We start from the raw sequence: 20,974 nt of genomic DNA, 5'->3' as shown, positions 1-20,974 counted from the left end.
GTGTTTTCGGCAAAAATAAAAAATTAAGAAATAATACGCATTAAAAGTTATGTTTTTTTAACAAAAACGTAAAGATTCAATGATTTTAAAAAATAATGCTCAAAAAAATTAGTCTTTAATCAACTGATAAAAAGACTGTTGCCTTAACTCATCTAAATCTGCCTTATCAAGACAATTGTATGTTTCATGGCCAAAAAAGGCATCAAGATTACCTTTTTTTTCAATTCTAGGCTCAAACTCAATAGTATTCCCTCTTAAAACTTCTTTATAAAGCACTCCAATACCATCTCCATTTTCTAATTCTGAATCAAGTTCTTGAGCATTCCCTATTAACACATCAAAATAAAGCTTTCCGTTTTCTGGAATTTTAAAATAGTCATCTTGCTCATATTCATTAATTGTATCTTGCGCAATAGTAGTTACTGCAGTTGCAATGGCTTGAAAAATATAAGCCCTAGTCTGCTCTCTTTCATAATCCTTAGGAAAATGTCCTGATTCAAATAATATGGTAGGTACGTTTAACATCTGAAAACTATCCCCAACACAATTCGCATTAAACCCATCATCATACCTCCCCACCTGGTTCGGAATCATTTTTTGCAAAACCGTATTCATAGCAACGATCAATTGCATACTAATCCCCCGCGTTTTTGAAATACTTCTTTCGGGATCATGAGCAGGAGCCAAAAATGATACGGTAGCCGGTTTAGAGCTTTCGCCAACATTAAATATGGTACGTTGATCATGAAGGTTGAAACAATAATCCGGCTTAAACTCATCAAAAACATTTCTCAATATCACACTTTCCGGCTGGGTCCTGTCTTGGGCATCCCTATTCAAATCAATCTCATTTGCATTTACACGCGTATAGACGGCAGCACCATCAGGGTTCAACATTGGAATAATTAAGAGTGTACATTTTTCCAAAATCTCATGAGCCAAAACCGACTTTCCGTTTAGGAAATTAACGAAATCCAAAACGGCTTTTGTGGTTGTAGATTCGTTTCCGTGCATTTGCGACCACATAAAAATTTTTACAGAACCGTTCCCAAGTTGAAGACTTTTTATCTTACGTTTTTGAACGGACTCACCAATTGTTTTCACTAACAAATTCTCCCTGTTCTTTTCCAAGAACTCTAGAATTTGCTCGTTAATTACATATCGCCCGCTAACGGATTTTTCCTTTACAGAACTATATTCATCTTTTAAAATGCTCATTTGACTTCTAAATTTGGATACAAAAATAACTCCTTAATAATTTACAATTGTAATCTTAAAAATACACATTTGTAAACATCATATTTAAAGTATTCCTTGCTGAAGTACACAAATGTAACCTGAAAATATACTTAAAATCGACATGCTTCTGAATATAGTATTAAAATATTATTAATCAGCTATTTAAATGTATTCATGTAAACAAATAAGTGTATCTTAAGTTATGTTGTTTGCTGTTTTTAGTGTGGTTTAAGTAACTTTTAGCTACTTTTATAGCAATATAAATTACAATGGTAAACACTTCTGATTTTATTGGGCGTCTTGAGCATCTTTTAAAGTATTATGGACTTTCCGCTTCTAGTTTTGCCGATAAAATTAACGTACAACGCTCTAGCATTTCCCACCTGTTATCCGGCAGAAACAAACCGAGTTTAGATTTTGTACTTAAGGTGGTGAATGTTTTTCCGGATGTAAACTTATATTGGCTATTGAATGGAAAAGGCACTTTTCCAACAGATGCAGAAAACTCCCCCGCCAAAACCAAAGCACCGCCAAAAACAAATCCGACACCTAATACTTTCCCCTTAAAACAAACAGGCAACCCCAAAAAGACTATTGAGAAAATTGTTATTTTTTATTCGGATGGAAGTTTTGAAGCCTATAACAATGAATAGACTTTAATTCTTTATTTTTGTTGGGATGATACAGAAACTATTCCCCGTACTTTTAATCCTTATCCTTACAGTCTCTTGCTACAATCCGGAAAGAAATTGCTCCGATTTTAAGGACGGTAAATACGCCTTTACAACCACTATAGATGGAGAGGAAAAGACCACCATTTTTCTTCGCAACGGTGATTTAGAGATTGATTACTTTGAAGGTAAGGCAGATTCAGCATCCGTTAGATGGATAAACGATTGCGAATACATTGTAAAGAAAATCAATCCAAAGAACAAGTCCGAAGAGCAATCCGTTCACATGAAGATATTATCCACTACGGATGACTCGTATACATTTGAATTTAACATTGTAGGAGACAGCAAGCGCTCCAGAGGCACCGCCACAAGGACGGAGTAACACAATTTTATTCTTTACGCAGAGACAGGCAAAAAGAGTGTTTTACCAAAATACACTTCACCTCTAAAGGAAAAGCTATAAAAACAGTCGATTTAAAGCCTTTTCCGAGCGGGAATCATTATTCTGAACATAAAGTCTCGCAGGGTGAATTTTACCGTCATAAGCGAAGTCCTAGCGGCAAAACCATTAAAAAGCCGACATTTTAAGGTCGGCTTTTTAATTATTCTGAATGATTTTAGTTAGGTCTACTATAAGCAACCTCTGGACTCTTTTTCTGGTGTTGCTTAAACAGTCGCTGTTGTTGTTTAACTGTAAGAGTGCTACCATCAGGGCTCCAACCAGGAGGGCCAAAAATATACATAAGTTTGTGCGAAAATTTCTTAGCCTTCTTTACATCTGCCCAAATATCCTTAAATTCATGAGTTAAAATCACAAGAGGGTTATATGATTTTGGAGCGTGAATTACCCCAAATTTAACCTCTACATCATCGTCCAGCTCTTTCCAAGTCCCGAACATCTTATCAAAAATATTCAAAAACCCTCCGTGGTTCTTATCCAAATACTCTACATTCTGAGAATGGTGCACTTGGTGCATGGTGTGTGTATTGAAAATCTTTTCTACCCATCCCATTTTAGGAACATATTGCGAATGCAATTGAAACTGCCAAAAAGATTCTATGGCCAAAGCAAAAATTACAACTTCCACCGGAAAACCAATTGCAGGCATCCACATATAAAAGAAAGGCTTGTACAAAAGCGTAAACCAACCATTACGAATGGCCGTACCTAGATTAAAGTGGTCCGAGGAATGGTGCACAATATGCGCGGCCCACAAAATTCTTATCTCATGATTTGCCCTGTGGAACCAGTAATACGTAAAATCATCGGCCAATTGACAAAGTAAAAACACATACCACGCATAACCAAAAGACTCATATCCCATAATATTGGTACGAACACCATCTACTATAGGGTTAAAAAACTCGTAAGTGTATGTAAAGACGGTTATAAGCACCGTAATCTTAATAAGGGGACCTAAAATTGCCGAACCAATACCCATTGCTCCACTAGCCATAAAATCTTTCCACACATAAAGATCTTTGTCTCCGTGGGTGTGACTATAAGTGATTTCCAGCAATATAAACGCTATAAAGCAGGGTACTCCATAAATTAGGGGGTTCGTTAAATCCATTTTGAAACAATTTTTTGCAAAGATAGCATTAATAAGACCTAATCTACATTCTGATTATTTTTTAAAGCTATGACGGTATAGTGAATACACATGCAGTAGTTAAAATCCTATTACTTTTTCTTATTTTGAAGCAAAGCGTTCTGCTCTTGCATAAGCTTTTCCAAACTAGCTAGTAACTGTATATTTTTAGGTGTTTCAACTTCTTTATTTTCAGGGTCTTCCGCCTTTGACTTAAACCTATGAAACCCTTTTATTACAACAAATATGGTGAACGCTATTATCAAAAAATCTATCAAAACCTCTAGCATTTCCCCGTAACCCACAGCAACTTCCTGCGCTTCTCCAACAGCCTCCCTAAGAATATATTTTTTATCCCTGAGGTTAACATCATCCGTCAAAAGAGATAAAGGGGGCATGATAATCTTTTTGACCAACGTATTAATAACATTGTTAAACGCGGTACCAATAATAATCCCGACAGCCATGTCGATCATATTACCTTTTATGGCAAAATTTTTAAATTCCTGTATAAAGTTTCCCATACTAGACAATTACTTTATTCAAACAAAGAAGTTTGGACTTCATCCCCGTCATCACCTTTATTAGGCTTTCCGGACTCAGTTCCATTAGAACTAGGCGTTTTAGGTACATTTTGCTCATCAACAACCTCAATATCCTCAGTTTTTTGAGGCTCCGGCTCTTCATAAGGCAAAGGCTCCATCATATTTATTTCCAGTACTTTTTCTTTTGTCAGCTGGTTGCCCATAGCACCTATCCCCTTTACGGAAATAAACTCCTCTAGACTTAGCTCCAAATTATCCTTCCGATCCTGACCCCGTTTTTTAGCAAAAACCACTTCAATCATTGGCCTGTGGTCCGTGCTGATGATTTCAATTTGGGATTTAGGATGATCCGTAAGCACATTCTCCTCTTTATCAGGATTCTCGATCAGAAAACGTTTTACATAATATAACTCCTTCTCTCCTTCCCAATACACTACAGAAAGCGGCTTTTTAGGAATCCATTTTTCAAGAACAACTACATCTTCATCAAAATGAAGGGTAAGCTCCGGAATAACAGTTTTAACAAGTCCGCTCTGATTTACGATCAACAAACGGTCTTCACTTGTGAATTCACCTAAAAACTCACCTCTGTCATCCATGTTTAAACGTTGTACGGTTTCATCAAACCACAACTTCCTAGGTTTTAAGGTAGATAGCCCTTTTTCTTTTAATTCAATACGTTTTACCGAATACTTAGTGACAATATTACCTTTGGAAGCACGCCCCTTGATCATGATATTTGCAAAATCAATATCCCATTTCAGCTTTTTAATACTTCCTACGTGCCTAAGATTAACAGTTACCACTTCTGCTTCGCCATTTGGGTTTCCTGAGAAGTAATGCACAAAAGTACCTGCCTTACCGCTACCCATTTCATAATGCTTATCTCTAGTAATACTGGTAACGTTAAAGCGCTTAATATAGGTTGCGCCACCTTTACCGTCTCTATAAATCATATTATAAACGGTACGCTTATCTTTTTTCTTAAAGACCGCCACATAAATAATACCCTTCCCCACAAAAGTCTTGGAATCTACCTTAAAGACCATCATCTTACCATCTTGGGTAAAGGCGATTATATCATCAATATCACTACAGTCCGTTACATATTCGTCCCGCTTTAAGGAAGTTCCAACAAAGCCCTCCTCACGGTTTACATATAACTTTGTGTTGCGCATAACCACCTTGGTTGCCTCAATATCATCAAACAATCTAATCTCTGATTTACGCTCGCGACCCTTGCCATACGTATCTTTTAATCGCTGAAAATACGCAATGGCATAATCTACCAAATGCGCTAGGTGATGCTTCACCTCTGCAATTCTTTCTTCCAGATTATCAAGATGTTGCTGTGCTTTATCTAAATCGAATTTTGAAATACGCTTTATTCGGATTTCGGTAAGCCGAACAATATCCTCTTCCGTAACCGCACGCCTCAAATGCTTAGTAAAAGGGGCTAAACCTTTATCGATCGCAGCAATTACTCCTTCCCAAGTTTCCTCTTCCTCAATATCCCGATAGATTCTATTTTCAATAAAGATTCTCTCTAACGACGCAAAATGCCATTGCTCCTCAAGCTCCGCCAACTGTATTTCAAGTTCCTGTCGCAATAACTCAACCGTAGCATCCGTAGATCGTCGCAACATTTCCACCACACCAATAAAGAGCGGTTTGTTGTCTTCAATAATGCAGCCCAATGGCGAAATAGAAGACTCACAAGCCGTAAATGCATAAAGGGCGTCTATGGTTTTGTCCGGGGAAATACCAGTTGGCAGATGCACCAAAATCTCAACCTCTGCAGCCGTATTATCCTCAATTTTTTTGACTTTTATTTTCCCTTTATCGTTCGCCTTAAGGACAGAATCTATTAAAGAAGAAGTGTTAGTTCCATAAGGTATCTCACTTATAATCAGTGTAGATTTAGAATGTTGTGCTATTCGGGCACGCACTCTTATCTTCCCGCCACGAAGACCTTCATTATAGTTGGAAACATCTATAATTCCCCCAGTAGGAAAATCAGGAAACAATTTAAATCGTTGCCCTTTTAGATGCTTAATGGAAGCATCAATAAGCTCAACAAAGTTATGAGGCATAATCTTAGTGGAAAGCCCCACCGCAATACCCTCTGCCCCCTGAGCCAAAAGCAACGGAAATTTAACCGGGAGGTTTACCGGTTCCTTTTTTCGACCATCATACGATTGTTGCCATTCCGTGATTTTAGGACTAAAAACAACTTCCAGAGCGAATTTTGAAAGACGAGCTTCTATATACCTTGAGGCTGCAGCGCGATCCCCGGTTAAAATATTCCCCCAGTTACCCTGCGTATCTATCAATAAATCTTTTTGCCCTATCTGCACCATGGCATCGGCAATACTAGCATCACCGTGAGGGTGATACTGCATGGTGTGCCCAACCACATTGGCCACTTTATTATAGCGGCCATCATCCAAATCCTTAAGGGAATGCATGATACGACGCTGCACCGGTTTAAACCCATCCTCAATAGCAGGAACGGCACGCTCTAGAATAACATAGGATGCATAATCTAAAAACCAGTCTTTGTACATTCCCGTAACACGGGTAAGTGCATCATCAGGACTTTGTTCCTCGCCATTTACCGCCTCGGAACTATTGATTTGTTCTTGCCCATCATTGGCCGTTCCGTTGGATTGGTCTTCGGGCGAATTTTGATTTTCAGCTTCGTTCAGTTCGTCATTTTCCTCCATTCAGAAAAAATCGTATTTCTTTGGTTTATAATTGAATATCTTCTATAAGGTCAACCTCCACTTTAAGGTTGTTTATAATAAATTCTTGTCGGTCCGGTGTATTCTTGCCCATGTAAAAATTCAACAATTGTTCTATGGACATAGCCTTGTCCAACATAACGGGCTCTAGGCGAATATCATCCCCTATGAAATGCTGAAACTCATCTGGGGAGATTTCCCCCAAACCTTTAAATCGTGTAATTTCCGGTTTGCCCGATAGTTTTTGAATCGCATTTTTTCGTTCTTCCTCGCTATAACAATAAATAGTCTCCTTCTTATTTCGAACACGGAACAGCGGGGTTTGCAAAATATACAAATGGTTCTCTTTTATCAATTCGGGAAAGAACTGCAAGAAGAACGTAATCAACAACAAGCGAATGTGCATACCATCAACATCTGCATCAGTAGCTATTACAATATTATTGTAACGTAGGTCTTCCATAGATTCCTCTATGTTCAAAGCAGCCTGCAACAGGTTGAATTCCTCGTTTTCGTATACGATTTTTTTAGACATCCCATATGAATTCAAGGGCTTTCCACGAAGACTAAACACGGCTTGCGTATTCACATCCCTTGATTTGGTAATGGAACCGGAAGCGGAATCCCCTTCAGTAATAAAAAGGGTGCTGTCCAATCGCCTATCGTGCTTCATATCACCCAAATGCACCCGGCAGTCTCTTAGTTTTTTATTATGAAGACTGGCTTTTTTAGCTCGGTCCCGAGCAAGTTTACGAATCCCGCTCAATTCTTTCCTCTCCTTTTCGGCCATTACAATCTTACGCTGCAATTTATCGGCAGTTTCAGGATTCTTATGAAGGTAATTATCCAAATACCTTCCAATAAAGTCATTGATGTAAGTCCGCACCGTCGGAAAATTACCCCCCATTTCGGTAGACCCCAATTTGGTTTTTGTTTGACTTTCAAAAACAGGCTCCATCACCTTAATGGAAATAGCCGAAATAATGGATTTTCTAATATCCGAAGCATCATAACTCTTTCCATAGAAATCACGGACAGTTTTTACCAGAGCCTCACGAAAAGCGGCCTGATGCGTACCTCCTTGGGTAGTGTGCTGACCGTTTACAAAAGAGTGGTACTCCTCACTATACTGTGTTTTACTATGTGTAATGGCCACTTCTATATCATCCCCTTTTAAATGAATGACCGGATACAGGATATCTTCAGCATTGTTATTGTCCTCCAACAAATCCTTTAATCCGTTTTCTGAATGAAACTTCTCCCCATTAAAAACAATGGTAAGCCCTGGATTAAGGTACACGTAGTTTTTGAGCATGCGCTCTACGTACTCATTTCTAAATTTAAACTTTTTAAAAATGGTCTCATCAGGAATAAAGCTGACCTTGGTACCACGCCTTCTTGTAGTTTCCTCCAGAAGTTCTTCGTTCTGAAGCTCACCTGTTTTAAACTCGGCAGATTTGGACTTCCCGTCTCTTGTACTTTCTACACGAAAATAACTGGAAAGAGCATTTACGGCCTTGGTACCAACACCGTTTAGACCAACGGATTTTTTAAACGCACGCGAGTCATACTTACCCCCCGTGTTCATTTTAGAAACCACATCTACCACCTTACCCAAAGGTATACCACGACCGTAATCACGAACTATAACACGTTCTCCTTGAATGGAAATCTCAACGGTCTTACCCGCTCCCATTACAAATTCATCAATACAGTTATCTATGGTCTCTTTTAGAAGGATATATATACCATCATCAGCAGAAGAACCATCACCCAACTTACCAATATACATACCAGGTCTCAGTCGGATGTGCTCCTTCCAATCAAGTGAACGTATATTATCTTCTGTATAATTGGAATTCTCGGACATAAATCAGGGGTTTGGAACTAAAGTACCGCTAAAGATAAGACGACAATTAAAAAGATGAAACCCCAAACCGTTAAAGTAATTAACAATGATTTTAGCCATTTTGTTGATATATTCGCTAAATAAGTCATATTTCAACCCAAAACAAGGCTAATTTGGTCAAAAAATCAAAAAATCTGTAATCCTTCGGTTTTTTTAAGACCAAAAGTATCCAACAAAATAATTTAAGGGAATCATTTTTACGCCATTTAATACTCCACAGAATGAACAAACTACTACTAGGCCTAATTTTTGTAATTGCACCCATTACCTCTTCCGTAGCCCAAAATTTTGAAAAGGAATACGAGGCCATAGAAAGTAAAGTTATAAATTGGAGAAGGGAAATACACAAAAACCCCGAACTCTCTAACCGTGAATTTAAGACAGCGGAAAAAATTGCAAAGCACCTTACATCCTTAGGTATAGAAGTACAAACCGGAGTGGCCCATACCGGGGTTGTTGGGATTTTAAAAGGAAAAAAGCCAGGCAAGGTTATAGCCTTGCGTGCAGATATTGACGCCCTACCCGTATTTGAACGGAATGATTTACCCTATAAGTCTACCGTTACCACAGATTACAAAGGAGAAAAAGTACCCGTTATGCATGCGTGCGGACACGACACCCACACCGCCATACTTATGGGGGTTGCCGAGGTGCTGTCAAAACATACCGATAAGCTAAACGGGACCGTAAAGTTTATTTTTCAGCCTGCTGAAGAAGGTCCGCCACCAGGAGAAGAAGGAGGCGCACTCCTAATGGTAAAAGAAGGTGTTCTTAAAAATCCGGATGTAGACGCGATTTTTGGTCTGCACATCAATTCTAAAACCCCCTTGAATGTTATACGGTACAAATCTGGGGGAACCATGGCCGCGGCACAAAAGTTCGTCATTAACGTGAAAGGGAAACAGAGTCACGGTGCAAGACCTTGGTCCGGCGTAGACCCTATATTGATCAGTGCTAAAATAATAGACGGTTTACAGACTATTATTAGCCGAGAAGCCAATCTAACAAACGAAGCAGCAGTAATTACCGTAGGTAAAATTACAAGTGGTGTAAGATTCAATATTATTCCTGAAAGTGCGGAAATGATAGGGACCATCCGCACCTTGGATTACGAAATGAAAAAGCAGATAAACACACGAATGGAAGAAATGGTCTCAACCATTGCCAAGGCATACGGTGGCGAGGCTACTATTGAAATCACTGACGCTACGGAAATTACTTATAACGACCCTGAGCTGGTTGCCCAAATGCTCCCTACCCTAAACAAAGTTGCAGGTGAGGACAATGTACAAATACAAAAGGCCGTTACTGGAGCGGAAGATTTTTCCTACTATCAGAAAGAGGTGCCCGGATTTTTCTTTTTCCTAGGGGGTATGAACCCTGATAGTACAGAAGTTTTTCCGCACCATACACCTGACTTCATCATAGATGACAGCGGGTTGCTGTTAGGAGTTAAAGCACTAACCCAAATGAGCATTGATTTTCTTAGCAAATAGTAGATTAGACATATTTATCTAAATTTTTAATTCAAGTAATTTCATTACAACTTTTTATGGATTCAATTCTTACTTTATTAAAAAGTACACCATGGTGGGCATACGTTTTACTTTTCCTATTTTTAGTTGCCATTCGTGATATTTTCTTTCAGAGAGCACATACCATCTCCCATAACTTTCCCATTGTAGGGCATCTGAGATATTGGTTAGAAAGTATAGGTCCGGAAATGCGCCAATACTTCGTTGCCAACAATAGAGAAGAATTACCTTTTAACCGCATAGAACGCGGATGGATTTACGCTTCCGCCAAAAAGCAGAACAACTACGAAGGATTTGGAACGGACCGTGATATTTACGCCCATCAACATATATTCGTCAAAAATCAGATGATGGCGTACAATGTTCCTGCAGACCACATTAACGCTAAAGACAAAACATTTTTACCGTGTGCTAAGGTTATGGGGGAATACAACCAAAGAAGAAAACCTTTTCGGCCCGCCTCTATTATAAATGTATCCGCTATGAGTTTCGGTTCTTTATCTGCAGCAGCGGTCGAAGCAATGAACAGAGGCGTTCATAAAGCGGGAGCTTACCACAATACCGGAGAAGGAGGATTATCCAACTATCACAAACAGGGTGGAGATGTTATTTTTCATTTTGGAACGGGTTATTTCGGTGTTCGTAAACCGGACGGTAATTTCTCAATGGAAAAACTTAAAAAACTAGTTGAAGAAAATGCCTGCATAAAGGCTATAGAAATCAAATTGTCCCAAGGTGCGAAACCAGGTAAAGGAGGCGTTTTACCAGGGGCCAAGATTACTCCGGAACTTGCTGAAATTAGGGGTGTTGAAGTTGGAAAAGACGTGCTATCACCCGCTACGCACAAAGCCTTTAACAATGTTCAGGAATTGTTGGAACTTATAGAAAATATAGCGGAAGAGACCGGATTACCGGTGGGAATTAAAGGAGCTATCGGAAAGCTGGACCAGTGGGAAGAACTGGCGGACTTAATGGAAAAGACCGGTAAAGGACCCGATTTTATTACTGTTGATGGTGGTGAAGGAGGAACAGGAGCAGCACCTCCATCTTTTGCCGATCACGTATCATTACCATGGGTATATGGCTTTTCTAGCTTGTACAAAGTTTTTCAAAGAAGAAAGCTTACCGAACGCATCGTCTTTATTGGAAGTGGGAAATTAGGTTTCCCTGCAAAGGCAGCGATGGCTTTTGCTATGGGGGTTGACTGTATTAATGTTGCCCGAGAAGCCATGATGAGTATTGGCTGTATACAGGCCCAAGTGTGCCACACTAACCGCTGTCCGGCAGGGGTGGCCACTCAAAACAAATGGCTGCAAAAAGGAATTGACATTCCATTAAAATCAGACCGTTTGGCACAATATTTTATGACGTTTAGGAAGGAGTTCTTAGAAATTACACATGCCTCGGGATATGAACACCCCTGCCAATACACAATGGATGATATTCAACTAAATGTTGATGATAACGACCTGAACCGTAGTTTGGCCTCTTCATACGGTTACAACAAGGCCAAGGTACCTTTTGAGAGTATGCAAAATTTATATGATTGTATCCACTTGGGCGGAAAGCATTGTGAAAACAGCAAAGAATAATATACATTTGTTTATAATAAAAAAGTATTCCAAATCGAGAAATAAGAATTTTAATCCGAGTTATTTATGAAACACCCCCTACTTACCCTTGCCCTTTTGATTTTTACGTGTCTATCCGTACAAGCCCAAAGAAAAAGCGACCTTTTAGAAGAAATAGCCCAATTAAAAATGCAATTGGATTCTGTGAACGACCAGGTCTTTGATGCCAGAAAAAATGAAAAAGTAGCTGTTGCAAAAGCGGAATCGTTTGAAACCCAAGTAACCGAACTTCAAAACGCCAACAACACGTTAATGAAGAACTTGAACAGTTTTGCCGAGGTTTCCAATAAAAATTCAAACATGGTAACAACTGCCATGGCCAGCTTGGAAGCCAAGGAAAATCAGCTTAAAGCAATAAAAGATGCCATTGCCACTAATGATTCTACCACCATAGTTGTTTTAACCAATGTAAAACAAACCATGGGAGAAAACGCAAAAATAGCGGTTTCGGGAGGCGCCGTAGTAGTATCTTCGGACTTATCTAGCTTATATGGAAGCGATACGGGCACAACTCTGACAGCAGAAGGTGAAGCATGGGTGGAGAAAATTGCGAACATCCTAATCGCAAACCCTAGCACATCGGTTACCATAGAAGGTCTTAGCATGACCGGAGACCTTGAAACTCCCGCAAAACAGAGTATGACTATTGCAGCGGCCCTACAAAACAAGTTTGCTATAGCTTCTGAGCGTATGACAGCTCTAGGAAGAGACGGAAACCTTAAAGAAGGGGTTCAAGTCAATATTCATCCTGACTTCAACAAATTCTATTTAATGGTAAGAGAGCAAATGAAGAACTAAAAATTATACGAAAAATCGTATAATTTTTGATAAAATCCTCCGTTCTAGTATCCAAATAACCAAATATAGAAAAAATGTCTGGAGAAGGAATTTTACAAATGTTCGGCTTTTTATTGCCAGCAGTAGTTACAGGGGTCGTTGCCTTTTATTTTTTTAAGTTACATACTAAAAACGAGGATGGTCGTAGACGCTTTCTATTGCACAAAGATTCTCAAAAGAACACCATACCGGTTCGCCTACAGGCCTACGAACGTATGGCACTTTTTCTTGAACGAATAGCAATTCCTAGTCTAGTAGTGAGGGTGGCACCAAAATCTTCGGATAAAAATGCTTATGAAAGTCTATTGATAAAAAGTGTTGAAAACGAATTTGAGCACAATCTTTCTCAGCAAATTTACATGACCGATGAATGTTGGAACGTTATAAAAGCAGCAAAAAGCGCAACGGTACAAATGATTCGTAAAGCAGCAATGAGCGAAACCGATTCTGCGGATAAATTAAGGGAAGACATCCTAACGGAAACCATGGAAAAACAATCGCCCTCCGCAACTGCATTATCTTTCATTAAAAAAGAAATAGGTTATCTCTGGGAATAATCCAAAATCATATATTGAAAATATAAGCCCGCATAAAGTTTAATTTAAGCGGGTTTTCTTTTTTACAACACTTCTCCTTTTTCAGGCTCTATCTGGTTAAGTTCAGTATTTTTAAACTTGGCAAAATTATAGCCACTCTCCCACCAAACGGTCATTTTTTCCTTATCAAAAATCAATGAGTTTGTAGTCAACACCGTAGGTGTATAGTAAAAGTTGATAATAGCATCGTTATGCTTGGCTACGTATTTACCAATTCTTATGTTTTGGTGTTCTATCCTATCAAGCATATATTCAAACATGGTTGTCAATAGTGAAAATGCATTTCTAGAGGGAAGTCGGTTTAAGTGGCTTACTTCAGTCTGCAGTACAATAACATCTACCTCTTTTGCCCCTCGTTTTATAGCTTCCTCTATAGGCACCATATTTCCCAGTCCACCATCGGCATATTCACAACCATTCTTGCGCACCAAACTCATAAAGGGTGTGTAGTTACAGGAAATCCATATCCATTCACAAAACTCCTCATAGGTACAATCATTAATACTCTTATACTCTACCTGATTTAAAGATAGGTTGGAAACCGTAGCAATAATTTCTTTTGGGCCGTTCTTTAAATTTTCAAATTCTTCTACTGTTAAAGTGTTTTTTATAAGCTTCAACAGGTTTCTACTTTCTCCAAATGTCTTTCGTCCTTTATAAAAATTCTTTAGTACGTTCCAATGGTCAATCCCAATGGTATGAACCCCATGTTTCTTTTGAACGGTAAATGGGCAATTGCTAAAAATGCTGTGTTGGTTTACGCTGGTGTAAACTTCTTTTATTTTTTCAATTTTCTGTAGGGCCAAGTGAGAAATAAGCAAGCTACCTGTAGATGTACCCAAAAACAGGTCGTACTTAAAATGGAGTTCTTCCATAAGGTATTGCGCTACCCCTCCGGCAAAAGCCCCTTTGCTACCACCACCAGATATGACCAATGCCCTCATTATTCGTTCAGTTTTTTATTTATATAACGTGATTCCTCTTTATTTAGTTTGCTCACCAATTTCAATATACGCGTTTTGTAATCGTTGTCCTCTAGGAGTTTGTCTGCTAAATTTCTCGAAAATTTCTTAAACTGCCATGAATGATGTTCCGTAGCCTTTATTAAATTAACCAAAGCTTCATCCGTAAAACCAATTTCCTGTAAATATTGAAAGGCTGTTATCCGCACTTCCCATCCGTACTCCAGAGAAGTGTAAGCGCTTAACTCTGCAAAATAACGGGTTGTATTATGAGCCTCATAATCATTTGTTGCAATAGCTAGCAACAACCATAACAAACGAACATTTTTATTGGGCAATCCTTCAACTCCTTTGGTAGCATCTAAATAGGTCTTTTGGTTTTCCGGAAAGGAAGACCATAGTTTATACAAGGCCATTTCCTGAGTAACATAACTTTGGTCGTTCAATAATGGCTCAAACACTTCTTTTTCACTCTCTGCTATCTTATTGATGAACTGGACTCCCTTTTGTCTAGTTTCTAAATTTGAGTCTTGTGCCAATAAAGGTTCCAAGTGATTATCTACTATTTGCTTTTGAAATTTTTCGATTAAGGCAACTTTAAACTCCACGGGTAATTCATCACCAAGCCATTTTTTCAAATTAAAATCAGACGCTTTTACCTCATAAAACAGTCGAATAGATTCATTTTGACCGATAAGATATGATTTTACATCTTCAACCGGAAAGTCTATTGAAAGCAACCATGTTTCCCTGAAATCATCTAAATTCCGACCGAAAGCCAGTTCTATCTCCTGAATAAAGTCATCAATGGTTGCATTTTTAAATCGATGTTTGTTCAAATATGTAGATACTCCAGTTTTAAAAGCCTTCTCTCCTACTTTATCTTTTAATATTACTAATGCCCAAGCCCCTTTTTCATAGAAGGTTGCACTACTGGCTTTGGGATCCACCAATGCCTGCCCCTGCCCTTCTTCCGATATTTCTTGAAGTTCTTTGGCCGTATTAAAAAGCTTCCAATAAAAATGGTCATCGCCAAAGATTTCCTTTTCAGTTAAATAAGCATAATACGTAGCAAAACCTTCATGCAACCAATGATGATTTCCATTTTGCTCCGTTACCAAATTACCAAACCATTGGTGTGCTAATTCATGGGCATTGACATTAACATAATTCTTATCTATAAATGCCGTGGAGTCAATTACATATCCATCAGAGAATATGGTAGTTCCTGTATTTTCCATCCCTGCATACAGAAAATCCCGTACCGGAATCTGTTTGTAATTCTGCCACGGATACGGAACGCCTATTTCATCCTCCAAGAAATCAAATATTCTTTTCGTATAACGATACGTAGGTTCAACTTTTGTACTGTCCTTCGGGTAATAATAATTTTTAATGGTTACACCACTTGAAGATGTCAACTCCTGTTTATTATAGTCACCTATTGCAAAAGCCAAAAGGTAACTGCTCATAGGGTTTTCCATATCAAAATTCCATACTGGGTTTTCATCCTCCTCCAAGGGCCTAATGGTCAATTCACCGTTCGCAATTACCTCATATGCTTGTGGCGCCTGAATGGTAATGTCGAAAGCTACTTTTTCAGTCATATCATCAAAACTGGGCAACCAATGGCTCGTGTATTTGCCCTGGCCTTGGGTCCAAATTTGCTCGTTTCCCTTTATTTCATCGTCCCAACCTAAGAAATATACGGTCTGTTTCGGTTTGGCTACGTACTCCAGAACCAGCTTTTGGGATGTTCCTTGCTTGAATTTTTTATAAATCGAAATGGTTTTATCCGTTTTACGGTATTTCACTTTTTTTCCGTTGAGCTCAACCTTGGAAAATGACATGTTCTTTGCATCCAAAAAGACCGAATCTACATTTTGTAGTACATTAAACCTATATACTACACCTCCGTTTATTTCTTCTGTAGCAGGAACAGGTTTTATATAAATATTAGCTTGTATAAAGTCTACTTTATCTTGATGTTGGGCAAAACCGACAAACAAGGAACAGTAAAAAAAGAGTATAAAAAGGTTTTTCATGAAATGTTACGAACAAATAGTAGACCAAATTTAGCATTTTAGTTTGTCGCAATTGTACCTATCCCCTAATTTAGTCGCATGAACGCTAATTCTCTTCAGACCCCTATAGTATATCTAAAAGGTGTAGGGCCCAATAGGGCCGAAACGCTACAGTCTGAACTGGGCATACATACGTTTCAGGATTTATTGAACCTTTTCCCTAACAGATATATAGACAAGACCCACTATTATAAGATAGGGCAATTGCAACGTAGCAATGCAGATGTACAGATAATTGGCAAGATTGTCCACCTTAAAACTGTAGAACAAAAGAAAGGTAAACGCCTTGTTGCTAGCTTTGTTGACGATACCGGGGAAATGGAACTAGTTTGGTTTAGAGGCCAAAAATGGATCAGAGAAAACATAAAACTGAATAAACCTTATGTCATTTTTGGAAAATGCAATTGGTTCAATGGCAAATTTTCGATGCCACACCCTGAAATGGAACTTTTAAAAGACCATGAACAAGGGCTTAAAGTGGTCATGCAACCTGTTTACCCTTCCACTGAAAAACTAAGTAACAAAGGTATTTCCAACAGAGTAATAAGCAAATTAGTCCAGCAAATTTTCGTTGAATCCAAAGGAAGATTTACAGAAACACTCTCTGATAAATTATTATTTGAATTAAAACTACTGCCTAAAAGTGAATCGCTTTTCAATATTCATTTTCCAAAAAACCAAGAGCTCTTAGCTAAAGCCCAATTCAGACTAAAATTTGAAGAACTCTTCTATATTCAAATGCAGCTGATAGCAAAGAATATGCTTCACAAGCAGAAAATAAAAGGGTTCAATTTTGACCAAGTAGGCACAATCTTTAATGAATTTTATAAAAGCCACTTACCTTTTGAACTTACAGGCGCCCAAAAAAGAGTAATAAAAGAAATAAGAGGTGATTTAGGCAGTAATGCACAAATGAACCGATTACTTCAAGGTGATGTAGGTTCCGGAAAAACCATAGTTGCGGTTATGGCTATGCTGCTAGCTATTGACAATGGTTTTCAAGCCTGTTTAATGGCGCCAACTGAAATCTTGGCCAACCAACATTACACCGGTATCTCAGAACTTCTGGAAGGTACGGGCATTACGTGTTCTCTTTTAACTGGTTCCGTAAAAAAATCGGCCCGCAAACCCATTCATGAACAACTGGAGAGCGGGGAACTTCAAATTCTTATTGGTACTCACGCGCTTCTGGAAGATAAGGTCAAATTTAAAAATTTAGGCTTGGCCATAGTGGATGAGCAACACCGTTTTGGCGTAGCACAACGCTCTAGACTATGGCACAAAAACGACATTCCGCCCCATATTTTGGTGATGACGGCAACCCCTATTCCACGAACATTGGCCATGAGCCTATATGGCGATTTAGATGTTTCTACCATTGATGAACTTCCTCCGGGAAGAAAACCAATTAAAACTGTACACAGGTTTGACAGCAACCGTTTAAAGGTATTTCAATTTATACGGGACGAAATAAAGAAGGGGCGCCAGATTTATATCGTTTATCCTCTTATACAAGAATCGGAAGCGCTAGACTATAAGGATTTAATGGACGGTTATGAAAGTATTGCACGCGACTTTCCCCTACCCGATTTTCAAATATCCATAGTACACGGTCAAATGAAACCAGCAGACAAAGATTATGAGATGGAACGCTTCGTTAAAGGTGAAACACAAATCATGGTAGCCACTACCGTTATTGAAGTTGGCGTAAACGTGCCCAATGCATCCGTAATGATTATAGAAAGTGCGGAGCGTTTTGGCTTATCCCAACTGCACCAACTTAGAGGTCGTGTGGGTCGCGGTGCCGACCAGAGTTACTGTATTCTTATGACCGGCAACAAATTATCCACAGAAGCCAAAACCAGACTACAAACAATGGTACACACCAATGATGGTTTCGAGATTGCAGAAGTTGATTTAAAATTACGAGGGCCAGGTGATATTATGGGTACCCAGCAAAGCGGTGTTCTAAATTTAAAGATAGCTGATATCGTAAAAGACAACGATATTCTAAAGACTGCACGATATCATGCCATGCAACTTCTTAAAGACGATTCTTCCCTTGAGAAACCAGAAAATCTGGTCATTAGGCATGCCTACGCACAACTCGTGAAATATAAAAATATTTGGAATTATATAAGTTGACGATAACTATCATTTATTAATTGCTTCTAGGAATTCTGTTATTTGACATCGTTTCCAATATGTTTCCAACACTACTTTTGAAAATATGGACTTACTATATTTAACTGGACGGTAAGATAAGAGTGTGTTGGCCGTTTAAATTAACTTTGAAACATGTCAAGAGAAAAAAGGAATTACAGTGTAGAGTTTAAAGAAAAAGCCGTGGAACTGAGCTATGCCCGTGGCAGTGTTGTGGAGATATGCAGGGAACTGGACATCCCCACTACGGTACTGAGCCGATGACGAAGGGAATCCCAGGATTATGGAAAAAACAGTTTTCCCGGAAAGGGAAACCCAAAATTGACCGATGAACAGAAGGAGATTGCGGAGTTGAAGAAAAAATTAAGGGATACCGAGATTGAACGCGATATCCTAAAAAAGGCAATAGCCATCTTCTCCTAGGGCGACAGGAAAAATTTAGGTTCATAAAACACCATAAATTCAAATTTCCAGTTGGGAGGATGTGCAAAATGTTCAATGTAAGTAAAAGCGGGTATTATAATTGGTTGGTCAGGGGGCCATCCAAGAGGTGGTGCGAGAACGAGGCCATATCATTGGCTATCCGTGATATTTTCAAAGATAGTTTTGAGAGTTATGGGGCACCCAGGATCAAAGTGGAACTGCTGAAAAAAGGGCATCGTGTCTCTAGGCCTAGGGTGGCCAGGATAATGAGGGTCAATAACCTATTTGCCAGAAGAAAACGCAAGTTCAGATTCACGACAGATTCGGCCCATGATTATCCAATAGCCCCTAATATCCTAAACCAGGATTTTACGGTATCCCGAGAGAACCAGATTTGGGTGTCCGACATGACTTATATTCGAACCAAAAAAGGCTGGATGTATTTAACTGTAATAATCGACCTGTTCAACAGAAAGGTCGTAGGATGGTCGATGAGCGATGACCTAAGTACAGATAACACCATTAATCCAGCTTGGAACATGGCGGTCAAGCAAAGGTCCATTACCAAAGAACTCATATTCCATTCGGACAGGGGGTCACAATATGCCAGTGATATATTCACCTATATCATTAAAAGTCATGAAGGGACCGTAAAACAAAGTATGAGCAGGAAGGGTAATTGTTGGGACAATGCAGTGGCCGAAAGTTTCTTTAAGAGCTTGAAAGTGGAATGGGTTTACAAACACAGCTATGACCACAGATCTGAAGCCGAACTTTCCATCTTTCAATGGATCGAGACCTAGTACAATAGAAGAAGGATACACTCCACTTTGGGATATAAAACAATAGAAGAATTTGAAACCGAAATGTCTAATAAAAAAATAGCAGCATAACTCTTAACTAAATGTCCACTTTTTTGTTGCAAGTCCACTATTAACATGATATAACTCAGAGGTCTCTAACTATAATTGCTGCGCTGAAACCCCTCCGTATAAAGTACCCGAACCACTTATTGACAAGCTATAATTATATGTCCCTGGTGTAAAAATTTGGGGAACAAGTTGACTTTTTGTTTCACCCTCATATAAGGTTAGAGCATAAGAAGTTCCATCTATGGTAAACATTAAGGTTCCCGTCCTCGTCGCAGAAGTACCTGAAAAATTAAAGGTCATTGAACCATTTAAAACTGTAACTGTTCCGCTTACTGATAGTTGCGAAGGACTACTAACGTTTGTTGGACCACTGAATATAGCTTTTGGCTCTAACGGATTAACTGTCACAACAACTAAATCATTAGATTGAGCTCCATTATTGTCGGTCACCGTAAGCCTAAAGGTATATTGGCCCGCTATGGTCAAGCCGGTCACCGATGGACTTTCGTCGCCTGTTGAGGCTATGGTCGCCGTTGTGGGACCATTGACCTGTGTCCAAGCGTAGGTGTCAATATTACCAGGGGCCGTATCACTACTTCCGGAGCCGTCCAATGTAACGGAACTCGTAGGCAAGGTAATGGTCCGGTCGAGCCCGGCATCCGCTTGGGGAGCCTCGTTTTGTGCGGCATCCACCGTAACGATGATATCGTCCGTATCGCTGAGTGCCGGAGTTCCGTTATCGGTCACCGTAAGCCTAAAGGTATAGTCGCCCGCTATGGTCAAGCCCGTTACCGATGTGCTTGCACTGCTCGCGGAAACGATGGTCGCCGTGGTGGGGCCGTTGACCTGCGTCCAGGCGTAAGAGGCAATCGTACCGGGGGCCGTATCGCTGCTTCCCGAGCCGTCCAATGTAACGGAACTCGTAGGCAAGGTGATGGTCCGGTCAGGACCGGCATCCGCTTGGGGAGCCACGTTTTGTGCGGCATCCACCGTAACGATGATATCGTCCGTATCGCTGAGTGCCGGAGTTCCGTTATCGGTCACCGTAAGCCTAAAGGTGTAGTCTCCAGCTATGGTCAAGCCCGTTACCGATGTGCTTGCACTGCTCGCGGAAACGATGGTCGCCGTGGCGGGACCGTTGACCTGTGTCCAGGCGTAAGAGGCAATC

At 39.5% G+C, this 20,974-nt stretch carries 15 protein-coding genes and 1 pseudogene; 8 read left to right on the top strand and 8 right to left on the bottom strand.

Translation table 11 applies throughout. The features are described 5' to 3' along the window. Nucleotides 1-108: 108 nt before the first annotated feature. Nucleotides 109-1,218, bottom strand: coding sequence for a M14 family metallopeptidase (locus KO513_RS01035; protein ID WP_215911905.1), 1,110 nt, complete (start codon nt 1,216-1,218; stop codon nt 109-111). 290 nt (nt 1,219-1,508) lie between these two features. Here KO513_RS01035 and KO513_RS01030 point away from each other — a divergent pair, with 290 nt between their 5' ends. Together KO513_RS01030 and KO513_RS01025 are read left to right on the top strand one after the other, a co-directional pair. Beyond that, nucleotides 1,509-1,892, top strand: a complete 384-nt coding sequence (locus tag KO513_RS01030) for a helix-turn-helix domain-containing protein (protein ID WP_215911904.1) — start codon at nt 1,509-1,511, stop codon at nt 1,890-1,892. Between the two features lie 25 nt (nt 1,893-1,917). Continuing rightward, on the top strand, nt 1,918-2,295 hold the full coding sequence (locus KO513_RS01025) for a DNA topoisomerase IV (protein WP_215911903.1): 378 nt from the start codon (nt 1,918-1,920) through the stop codon (nt 2,293-2,295). Nucleotides 2,296-2,530: 235 nt separating this feature from the next. On the opposite strand, the gene KO513_RS01020 is transcribed toward KO513_RS01025, so the two are convergent. The 4 genes from KO513_RS01020 to KO513_RS01005 all read right to left on the bottom strand — a co-directional run bounded on the left by KO513_RS01020 (nt 2,531) and on the right by KO513_RS01005 (nt 8,664). Continuing rightward, nucleotides 2,531-3,487 (bottom strand): sterol desaturase family protein, encoded by a 957-nt coding sequence (locus KO513_RS01020; protein WP_215442084.1) that lies wholly within the window; start codon nt 3,485-3,487, stop codon nt 2,531-2,533. A gap of 110 nt (nt 3,488-3,597) precedes the next feature. Further along, nucleotides 3,598-4,029, bottom strand: a complete 432-nt coding sequence (mscL, locus tag KO513_RS01015; RefSeq protein ID WP_215911902.1) for a large conductance mechanosensitive channel protein MscL — start codon at nt 4,027-4,029, stop codon at nt 3,598-3,600. Nucleotides 4,030-4,043: 14 nt separating this feature from the next. Then, entirely contained in the window at nt 4,044-6,776 is a 2,733-nt protein-coding gene (locus KO513_RS01010; protein ID WP_215911901.1) for a DNA gyrase/topoisomerase IV subunit A, read from the bottom strand. Nucleotides 6,777-6,801: 25 nt separating this feature from the next. Then, a complete protein-coding gene (locus tag KO513_RS01005) occupies nt 6,802-8,664 on the bottom strand; it encodes a DNA topoisomerase IV subunit B (protein WP_215911900.1) in 1,863 nt (620 codons plus the stop codon). A gap of 260 nt (nt 8,665-8,924) precedes the next feature. Between KO513_RS01005 and KO513_RS01000 the strand changes: the two genes are divergently transcribed. The 4 genes from KO513_RS01000 to KO513_RS00985 all read left to right on the top strand — a co-directional run bounded on the left by KO513_RS01000 (nt 8,925) and on the right by KO513_RS00985 (nt 13,263). Further along, nucleotides 8,925-10,199 (top strand): amidohydrolase, encoded by a 1,275-nt coding sequence (locus KO513_RS01000; RefSeq protein ID WP_215911899.1) that lies wholly within the window; start codon nt 8,925-8,927, stop codon nt 10,197-10,199. A gap of 56 nt (nt 10,200-10,255) precedes the next feature. Beyond that, nucleotides 10,256-11,830: an FMN-binding glutamate synthase family protein gene (locus KO513_RS00995; RefSeq protein WP_215911898.1), complete on the top strand. Its 1,575-nt coding sequence runs from the start codon at nt 10,256-10,258 to the stop codon at nt 11,828-11,830. A 66-nt stretch (nt 11,831-11,896) separates the two neighbouring features. Beyond that, nucleotides 11,897-12,667, top strand: coding sequence for a hypothetical protein (locus KO513_RS00990; protein WP_215442078.1), 771 nt, complete (start codon nt 11,897-11,899; stop codon nt 12,665-12,667). Between the two features lie 74 nt (nt 12,668-12,741). After that, the gene (locus tag KO513_RS00985) at nt 12,742-13,263 is read left to right on the top strand and encodes a DUF7935 family protein (RefSeq protein ID WP_215442077.1); all 522 of its coding nucleotides are present in this window, start codon (nt 12,742-12,744) and stop codon (nt 13,261-13,263) included. A 62-nt stretch (nt 13,264-13,325) separates the two neighbouring features. Here the strand turns inward: KO513_RS00985 and KO513_RS00980 are convergent, their stop codons facing one another. After that, the gene (locus tag KO513_RS00980; protein WP_215911897.1) at nt 13,326-14,246 is read right to left on the bottom strand and encodes a patatin-like phospholipase family protein; all 921 of its coding nucleotides are present in this window, start codon (nt 14,244-14,246) and stop codon (nt 13,326-13,328) included. Beyond that, on the bottom strand, nt 14,246-16,309 hold the full coding sequence (locus KO513_RS00975; protein WP_215911896.1) for a M1 family metallopeptidase: 2,064 nt from the start codon (nt 16,307-16,309) through the stop codon (nt 14,246-14,248). The genes KO513_RS00980 and KO513_RS00975 overlap by 1 nt, the downstream gene beginning before the upstream one ends. A gap of 78 nt (nt 16,310-16,387) precedes the next feature. Between KO513_RS00975 and recG the strand changes: the two genes are divergently transcribed. Both recG and KO513_RS00965 read left to right on the top strand, forming a co-directional pair. Then, nucleotides 16,388-18,493: an ATP-dependent DNA helicase RecG gene (recG, locus tag KO513_RS00970; protein WP_215911895.1), complete on the top strand. Its 2,106-nt coding sequence runs from the start codon at nt 16,388-16,390 to the stop codon at nt 18,491-18,493. A gap of 153 nt (nt 18,494-18,646) precedes the next feature. Continuing rightward, nucleotides 18,647-19,827: pseudogene (locus tag KO513_RS00965) on the top strand (IS3 family transposase). A 69-nt stretch (nt 19,828-19,896) separates the two neighbouring features. Here the strand turns inward: KO513_RS00965 and KO513_RS00960 are convergent. Continuing rightward, nucleotides 19,897-20,974 (bottom strand): PKD domain-containing protein (locus KO513_RS00960; RefSeq protein WP_252735637.1); only part of this gene is annotated, 1,078 nt, incomplete at its 5' end.

The sequence above is a fragment of the Zobellia sp. B3R18 genome, from assembly GCF_018860715.1.
Lineage (GTDB): Bacteria > Bacteroidota > Bacteroidia > Flavobacteriales > Flavobacteriaceae > Zobellia > Zobellia russellii.
This window is presented reverse-complemented; position numbering and strand designations above follow the sequence as displayed.